3 protein-coding genes are annotated in these 3,988 nt (G+C 57.6%); 1 reads left to right on the top strand and 2 read right to left on the bottom strand.

Annotated elements, in window-relative coordinates; genetic code table 11:
- Nucleotides 1-183 precede the first annotated feature (183 nt).
- Both F6X42_RS41910 and F6X42_RS41905 read right to left on the bottom strand, forming a co-directional pair.
- Nucleotides 184-1,167, bottom strand: coding sequence for a LysR family transcriptional regulator (locus tag F6X42_RS41910; protein WP_187639626.1), 984 nt, complete (start codon nucleotides 1,165-1,167; stop codon nucleotides 184-186).
- Nucleotides 1,168-1,554: 387 nt separating this feature from the next.
- Nucleotides 1,555-1,836: a DUF4148 domain-containing protein gene (locus F6X42_RS41905; protein WP_312893028.1), complete on the bottom strand. Its 282-nt coding sequence runs from the start codon at nucleotides 1,834-1,836 to the stop codon at nucleotides 1,555-1,557.
- Between the two features lie 291 nt (nucleotides 1,837-2,127).
- Between F6X42_RS41905 and F6X42_RS41900 the strand changes: the two genes are divergently transcribed.
- The gene (locus F6X42_RS41900; RefSeq protein WP_312893027.1) at nucleotides 2,128-2,961 is read left to right on the top strand and encodes a GntR family transcriptional regulator; all 834 of its coding nucleotides are present in this window, start codon (nucleotides 2,128-2,130) and stop codon (nucleotides 2,959-2,961) included.
- Nucleotides 2,962-3,988: the final 1,027 nt, after the last annotated feature.

Here is a 3,988-nt window from a genome sequence, read left to right as displayed (position 1 = left end):
GGCCTCAAACTGTCGAAAAATAAGCTGGATTCACGTTGAAATTTCGTAATGCAGAAAATTGCGCGGCGGTAGCCGCGCAGAGCGATGGACGTTGCTTTTGGAGGGGTGTATTTCCGCAGCCTGCTAGCTCGCGCGCCGGTGCGTGGAGCCGGGATCTGACGAAAGGTATTTGCACTTTAGGACCTACAAAATACCCGTCCACTGCAGTTCAGTATTGCTGAAATGGTGTTGTGCCGCTCCCACGGGAACGACAGTTTCGCGCTTGTCTTCACGTGGATTCTGGCGATAACGTTCTACCACGAAATCGACAAAACTGCGGAGCGCCACCGCCATGTACGGTTGTCCGGAATAGAGCACCCACACTGTCCGCGCGTCGCCGCACAATTCGATGTTTTCGAACACTGGCTTTAATGAGCCGTCTGCCAGCTCACCTTGAATGAGCGAGCGCGAAAGCCGGGCGATGCCGAGGCCCGCCTGGACTGCGCGCTTTATGAGCAGTGGGTTTTGCATGCTCAGAATCGGTCGTACCACTACGCGTTGCGTGCCATGCTTGTCACGAAATTCCCAGTAACGACTCGGCGCGTCCGACGCGACCAGCACATCATGCGACGACAGCTCCTCGGGGGTGCGTGGCGGCCGCCGACGTGCGAAGTACGCGGGGCTCCCGACAATTACGTCCCGCGTCTGTGCGAGCGGCCGGCAAACCAGCGACGAATCACGCAGGTGGCGCTCGGCGCTGAAGCATACATCGAAGTCTGCCACCGTGACATCGGCCATGTTATCGAATACGGTCAGATCGAACTGCGTACGCTGCTCTTGCACCCGGTACGCCGCTAGTACTTCGGGCAGATCGGTCGAAGCATATAAAGAAGACGCGGCAATACGCAAAGATCCGGCGGGTTGACCGGCAGCAGCTGCCATGCATTCGTCCATCGTCGCGAGCTGCCTGAGCAGTTCGCCACAATGCTCCCGATACAACTGGCCGGCAGGCGTCAGCGACACCCGGCGAGTGGTCCGGTTGACAAGGCGCACGCTGAGATGTTGCTCGAGTACCGCCACGCTGCGAGTGACGACTGAATTCGAGATACCAAGCTGCTTCGCCGCCTCGGCGAAGTTCAGGCAGTCGGCAACCTTGGCGAAAATGCGAACGGAGGCTAATTGATTCATGGAATCGTTTCGCAGCGGTCGGGGGATTTTAGACTAGCTCGCTCGCGAGCCGTTGGGTCGGAAAGAACAGATGCCTGCGCATGAACGATGCCCCTCGCTTCACGGCGCGGCCCATTGACCTTACGCTACGTCACACACGTTTCCCCGCCGACAGACTGCGCGGTCTTCCGAAATCGCCGGCTTTGCCGATCCGTGTGCGTCCGAGGCGGGCATTGCATGTTTCTTTGTACTCCTTACCCTAATCCTTCTTCACGAGGTCCATCACGTGCGTAGGCGACCTCAACGGGCACAAGAAGAAAAGCGGAAAGGATTGCTATGTTCAATAAAGTCATCTTCGACTCCAGGTTTGACATTCGCGCGCAGACGCAGACATTCCTGGCAAGCTTGTCACTGCACCGTTTCACTGGAAGATTGCGTTGGCGCCGCTGAAACAGGAGATATTTCTGCACCATTGTGAGTGATCGCATACAGTGCCTTATTGCGTTCAATCGCAGCTTCGCTTGGCGGGTAGTCGTACTTCGGCGTAGGCACCAGACCATCCCGTTGCGCCTCGATGAGTTCCGCGCGAACGTCCGCCCGGGTTTTGCCAGTGGGCTGCGTTTGCGCCAAGGCACTCATCGCGATCGAGCACGCAAGCGCGCCAATCGCTATATGAGTTGTCTTTTTCACGGTTTTCTCCAAAGTCTCCAGGAATTTGCCAATCGGCCCGTTGATCGGATCCCATCAGGGCATGCCCGACGCAATGCACCGATGAGCCCATTGTCGTCAATTGACGTTGCTCCCAGACTGACAGCCTGATTACGATTTTGATATCTTCTTTCTGCCTTTGGCGATATTGCGGTGTGGGATGATGGCTGCGGGCTCTGCCGCACCTGGCGCGCCATGAAATTCGTCTTGACGGATGTATTGACGCTGACCGATAGTCACTGCCGAAATGATCCGTTCATTCCAGGCCCATGCGTGAAAGACACAACCCGCTCTCCTTCATCGCGCGCTGACCGTGTTTACTTCAGCGTGCGCGACGATATCTTCGAGCTGCGCCTGCTGCCCGGCGATTGCATGACCGAAGGCAGTATCGCCGACCGCTTCGGCGTTTCGCGCACACCGGCGCGCGAGGCGCTGCAGCGTCTTCAAAGCGACGGTTTGATGCACGGCTATGTGCGCGGCGGCTGGGAAGTGGTGCCGATCGACTTCAAGCGCTTCGAAGATCTATACGAAATGCGCAAGCTGATCGAGACGTTTTCGGTCAGCCGGCTCTTTGGGGTCGACGGCACCTTGTCCGCGACCGCCTTGCAGATGCTCGACCGACTCGACCGAATCTGGGACGTTCCTCACAGGCAGCGGGTTCGCGACGGCCGAGAGATGGTGTCGCTCGACGAAGCGTTTCACGAGGCGCTGGTCGTCGCTGCCGGCAACGCCGAGCTGAGCGCGGCCATGCAGCGCGTGACCGACCGCATCCGCGTGGTGCGGCGGCTCGATCTCGTCTATGGCGACTGCATCGACGACACCTACGACGAACACATTGCGATTCTCTCGGCCGTCCGTGATCCTGCGGCGGACCGCGCCGTCGAGTTATTGGGGTGGCACATAGAAGGAAGCAGGGCGGAGGTCCGCACGCTGACCACCGAGCGCCTGCAACGCGCCCGTACCGCATTGGAGCCTCACAGTGCTCCGTATGCACCACCGAAGTTGCGAGGCACCATCTCGAAGAGCAAGGTAACCAGGTCGTATGAACTGGAAGCCACACAGGTGCTTTCGAACATCCCCACCGCGTGGCCCATTCTGGACCCCTAGTGCACTCGATGAATAACCAGACGTGGAGCAATGCGCCGACGAATCGTCGTCCATGGACGAGTGGCGGCAAACGGCGACAAGGCTAGACGACTTTCGGTTTTGGATGGATACGTTACATTCCAATTGATGACGGAATATCTCGCGCGCTGGAAGGCGACGGCTTCGGCTAGACGGATCATTTGACGACACTCGCTTGTCGCGCCGCGGCGCCCAAAACCGGCGAAAGCCTATCCTGCCATCCCTCGCTTTTATGTTGTTTTTAATGCCCCAATCCAAACGTTTTCGGCGAGGTCGACCGTGATTTTCCGCGAGGTAGCCAGGGGAGTCCGGGCGCGACACGCCATGAGTCTGCTGGCCTTCTGTTGCTGGACTGCATACCTCCTCATCGCGAGTCTGTGATGTCGATTGATCGAGTCTGCATACGGTGCAGGTCCGTTCCTGCGTGGTAGTCCGGTCCATGGTCGATAGCTGTATGCCCGATGTCCGCGAGGCGTGCCGCTGCAGTCGGCAATCACATGCCCCGAATCGGTGAGATCGATCCTGCTTCGGCAGCCTGCTCTGTTTCCAAAATCCGTGAGGTTGTTCCCGAGAGTGTGCAGGCGGGGCTGTCGCGAGTCTGTAGGGTAAGAGGAAAAATCTGCGCGCTTGTCGTGTTGCTGTCGGCAGTTGTGATGTCTACCTACATCCCTTCCGAATTTTTTTCAGGCTATCTATCGGAGTCTGTCGCACGTGGCCGACACACCAAAATATTTTTTCTATTCCGATACAATCTCACTAATTCCACGGCATTCCGGCAGCGAAATTTTAGCTAAAAACGGGTATTGACGGAGCCTTCCCGAGTGGACAAGATGAATTGAAGAAAGCGGGATGGAGCGACTTATGCCTGTTGCGAAGAGCTATGGAAACGCTGATTTATTCGGCTCGGCGGTCATCGCCGGCGTAGCTGAGGACGTTATAGAAGACAGCTCACGGAACAGACTCACGATGATGAAGAGGCAGATTGGCTTCGCGGAAGCGGAAATTGCAG

Source organism: Paraburkholderia podalyriae (assembly GCF_014397785.1).
Taxonomy (GTDB): domain Bacteria; phylum Pseudomonadota; class Gammaproteobacteria; order Burkholderiales; family Burkholderiaceae; genus Paraburkholderia; species Paraburkholderia podalyriae.
This window is presented reverse-complemented; position numbering and strand designations above follow the sequence as displayed.

Coding starts and splice junctions, on each gene's coding strand:
- F6X42_RS41910 (WP_187639626.1), bottom strand. CDS start 1,167: ATGAATCAATTAGCCTCCGTTCGCATTTTCGCCAAGGTTGCCGACTGC.